The sequence below is a fragment of the Methylobacterium sp. WSM2598 genome (genome assembly GCF_000379105.1).
In the GTDB taxonomy this organism is placed as follows: domain Bacteria; phylum Pseudomonadota; class Alphaproteobacteria; order Rhizobiales; family Beijerinckiaceae; genus Methylobacterium.
The window spans coordinates 3,262,947-3,266,966 of sequence record NZ_KB900609.1 but is presented as its reverse complement, the minus strand read 5'-3'; the positions used below and the strand labels follow the sequence as shown (position 1 = coordinate 3,266,966).

At 64.6% G+C, this 4,020-nt stretch carries 2 protein-coding genes; one reads left to right on the top strand and one right to left on the bottom strand.

Going from position 1 to position 4,020, the window contains the following annotated elements; all coding sequences use genetic code 11:
- Positions 1-117: 117 nt before the first annotated feature.
- A complete protein-coding gene (locus MET2598_RS0115460; RefSeq protein ID WP_036270389.1) occupies positions 118-1,188 on the bottom strand; it encodes an IS630 family transposase in 1,071 nt (356 codons plus the stop codon).
- A 2,465-nt stretch (positions 1,189-3,653) separates the two neighbouring features.
- Between MET2598_RS0115460 and MET2598_RS0115445 the strand changes: the two genes are divergently transcribed.
- Positions 3,654-3,887 carry a hypothetical protein gene (locus tag MET2598_RS0115445; protein WP_026190744.1) on the top strand — a complete coding sequence of 78 codons (234 nt, stop codon included), beginning with the start codon at positions 3,654-3,656 and terminating at the stop codon, positions 3,885-3,887.
- Positions 3,888-4,020: the final 133 nt, after the last annotated feature.

The following is a 4,020-nucleotide window of genomic DNA, read 5'->3' as shown; positions in this document are numbered from 1 at the left end:
TCAGCAGACATCATCAAGCAGCAGCCCTGCGCTGACTGCGGACAGAAGCAAGCCTCCGGCGAAGAGATGACGCTCAGAAGGGATTGACACCAATGCCCGTTACAGAAGTGCACTGACTCAAACGGATGGTGCAGCGTTGCCATTGACGGCGTCGAGGATGGCGGCGGCCGGCTTGGTCCAGACGAAGGGCTTTGGGCTGTCGTTGTGCTCGAAGATGTAGCGGTTGATCGCAGCCTGAAGATCGACGATCCCGCTGAAGCTGCCCCGTTTCAGCCTGCGCCGGGTCAGGGCGGAGAAGAAGCCCTCGACCGCGTTCATCCATGAGGCCGAGGTCGGGGTGAAGTGGAAGATCCAGCGCGGATGCCGGGCCAGCCAGGCTCGCACCTTCGGGTGTTTGTGGGTAGCGTAGTTGTCCAGGATCACGTGGATCAGCTTGCCGGCCGGCACCGCCGCCTCGATGGTGTTGAGGAAGCGCAGGAACTCGTCGTGGCGATGGCGCTGCATGCAGCGGCCGATCACGGTACCCTCCAGCACGTCGAGCGCGGCAAACAGCGTCGTGGTGCCGTGCCGGACGTAGTCGTGGGTCTGGGTCTCGGGGCGGCCCGGCTTCACACCTCGGCTCGGGCGGGTGCGCTCCAGGGCCTGGATCTGGCTCTTCTCGTCGAGCGAGAGCACGACAGCGTGGCGCGGTGGATCCATGGAGAGGCCGACGATGTCCTCGACCTTCGCCGCGAAGGCAGGATCGTTCGAGCGCTTGAAGCTGCGCACCCGATGCGGCTGGAGGCGATGGGCGTCCCAGATGCGCTGGACCGACCGCAGGGAGATCCCGACGGCTTGTGCCAGGGCGCGACCTGTCCAATGAGTGACCTCGCCGGGCGGCTCGGAGCAGGTGAGGGCGAGCACCTCGGCGACGGTGTCGGTGGAATGGGGCAGCTTGCCGGGCGGGCGGGTCTTGTCGCGCAGCAGACCCTCGACACCCTCCTCGGCGTAGCGCTGCTGCCAGCGCCACACCGCCGGTCGGCTGACCCCCGCCTGCCGGGCGACGTCCAGGACGGAAAGACGCTCGGCCGAGAGCAGGACGATGCGGGCGCGCTGGATGTGCTTGAGGGCCCGCGCCCGATCGGTGACGATGGCGGACAGGCGCGCCAGGTCATTGGCACTCGGGATCACACAGACAGTCTGAGCCATGCCCCCAGACTCGCATGGCTCAGGCCTCCTGTGAATCTTCTGATTGCGTCAATGCACTAGCAGCGGTGCAGTCGGGCGCACATCGCCGAGATCGCCAAGCGCGTGATGCCGTAGTCGAGGGTCCGAAGTCAGGGCCGAAAAACGGGCGCCGGTCCTAATCGGTCGCGCTCCATCTGCTGACCCCGCATCTGCCCCGTGAAGCATGCCTCTAACCACGTGTAGGGGGTGGGCTGCCTTTCAGCAGCTTTCGCGCAGTAATCAGCTGCTTTCTCGTTCAATCTATGCCACACTATACTTAGATAATCATACGCGGTTTGCTCCCTCTGTACGCAATGCATATAGCCAATCGAGCCTGTTGTTATTTTCCTGCACGCAGCCTCAGTATCAAATCGCGGCACAGTAAGCGCATCGCCCTGAGCCTGACAGAATATCTCACAGCTCACATCCGAAACAACGAGGTCTGTTAGCTCCTCACCGGTTGTTGTCACCCGCATCTGTGCTTCGTTCTTGCGCCATACAAAGATACAATATGCCATTCCCGTGCCGGAACAAGCCTCTGCCTCAGGGTAGTGCTCACACACGTTCTCTCTGCCGGGTGCACACCCTTGCTGATCTTTGGGGATCGGCACGGGTTGCCATCCGCCCTCCATCATCATGGGGCGTACCCTGTCATAGAACGCGCCTTTGGAGATGCGGGGCATCCGCTCCAATGCTGCGGCCATCCTTGCACTGGCTAAGATGACCGCGAGGGTAGTCACGAGTACGCGCATCGAACCCTCCGCGGGCCGGAACAAACTTCGAGCCTTCTCCACTGCAAGCACCTAATCTTAGGCTTTGCATCCCGGTGGCGCCAAGTGCCTCAGCCTGCCGAACCGAATTTGTGCGAGCTGAGCCGATTACCGCCGCCCTGCAGTTACGGCAGCCCTTGCGACGGTTCGGCTCGACGCTCCGCTTCATGCACCGACCTCCCGGCGCAGCCGCTCCAGAGCCTCTTCGAGATGCGACAGCGGTTCTGCCGATCCGTATCGCCGCGGGCCGCGCAAGGACTATGACGACCGGCGCCGCCGGCAGGCTCAGGGCCTCTGCTGGGGCCGGGTGGAGGACATGGAGCGCAACGCGGGGATCGCCGCGATGCTGGGGGCCGGGATGACGTGGTCCCAGATCCAAGCGGCTGCCGGGTGTAGCCGGGCGCACGTCGCCAAGATCTCCAGGCGGGCCACGACGAGGCAACGTCGCCCCGCTGCCCCGCCCAGTTCCCCGACCTGACCGGCCCAAGCCGCCGGGTCTGCCACAGTGCTTGGTGGGTTGGGGTGAGTGGTGGGAAGGGCTGAGCCGCGCCTTCTCTGACGCGACAGCGCTCAGCCTACGAAACGCGCGGACGGCGATCCGATAGGCCAGGCGAATGCCGGGCCGGCGGGCGTGGTGGCGCGGATCCAAGCACCGCTGGTCGAGCCCGGAGCGGGACTGCACTGATGGCGAAGCTCAGGAGAAGGATGGCATCGGAAGGCGTCGTTGGCCGGACCGGCCTAAATGCGGCTCCTGGGCGCGGTTTCGTGCATGCTGATGTCGGCCGAGGCCTCAGCCTGAGAGTTCGGCGGAGAGATCAAAATCGTTGCCCAGAACGCCGCCGCCGCAACTGCAAATGCTGTCAGCCCTGCTCTCAAACGACGGTGAACCGAGGTTGTGCGGCGAGGTGCCTGCCACGCAAAGCGGTACGAGTTCGGGGCGTACTCAGCGTAACAATGCGAGTAGTGCGCTGTTCCGTCTGCATGCCGATGTAGGACGGGCTTCTGCATAGGAGTGCCTCCTGTTTTGGTCTCGCCGACAACGAAGACAAGCCCGGAGACTGGACTGCTGGGCAAAACCGAAGGAACGCATTCACCGCACATTAACTACGCAGGCCCGTGGCACGCCGATGTGCGGGTCCACACCTCCGGGGCCAACCGCCGGCGCCTCGCTGGCCGGGTCCTCTAGCCACTTCGCTTTATGCACCGACCTCCCGGCGCAGCCGCTCCAGAGCCTCTTCGAGAGGCGACAGCGGTTCGGCCGATCCGTGCTCGCGGCGGTCGCAAGGACTACGGGGATCTGCGCCGCCGGCAGGCTCAGGGGGCAGGCACGTGCGAAGGCGCAGAGCCTCTACCGGGGCCGGATCGAGAACGTCGAGCGCAACGCCGGGATCACCGCGATGCTGGCAGCCGGGTGCAGTCGGGCGCACATCGCCAAGATCGCCAAGCGGGTCCCTCGATAACTGGGCTTCGGCGAATAGGCCGTCCTCGTGCGCACGAGGGCAAGCACAACTGAGTTCGGGTCGGAAACAATCACCGGTTAGACATTCGAATAGATGATGCGCGATCTAATTGAGCTTGGCACTCTGCCGGCGCCAGTGCCTCGTGACTGGTCTCACTTCCCGACTCGACCTGGGCGCTCCGCTCTCGGTGCGCCCCTTCTATGAGGAGGCCCGCGGCATGGCCGCCGCCCTACTGCTCCCCGCCGCCGAGGCGGCCGTCTTCACGCTCGGATGCGCTGTCATCCACGCGCAGCGCCAGCGCGCCGAGCGCCTCACGGTGATCCTGGTCTTTGGAGTGTTCGCGCTGCTTCTTCTGCTCGCGGTCGCTGCCGCACCCGAGAAGGGAACTCTAGCCGACGTCGTTGCCGGCGTCGGTGATCTACTCCCGCTCGCGGGTGAGCCTGTGGACTAGCATTACAGTTGCGTTTTCGGCGAGGTTCTGACTCTTTGCGTCGCCATGATTCGCGCATCATGGACGTCGGAGACTTCGGTCGAGGCGACGCTGGAGTTGTGGGCCTCGTCGCTCCGGGAGGTGAAGGGGCGCA

Coding starts and splice junctions, on each gene's coding strand:
- MET2598_RS0115460 (WP_036270389.1), bottom strand. CDS start 1,188: ATGGCTCAGACTGTCTGTGTGATCCCGAGTGCCAATGACCTGGCGCGC.
- MET2598_RS0115445 (WP_026190744.1), top strand. CDS start 3,654: ATGGCCGCCGCCCTACTGCTCCCCGCCGCCGAGGCGGCCGTCTTCACG.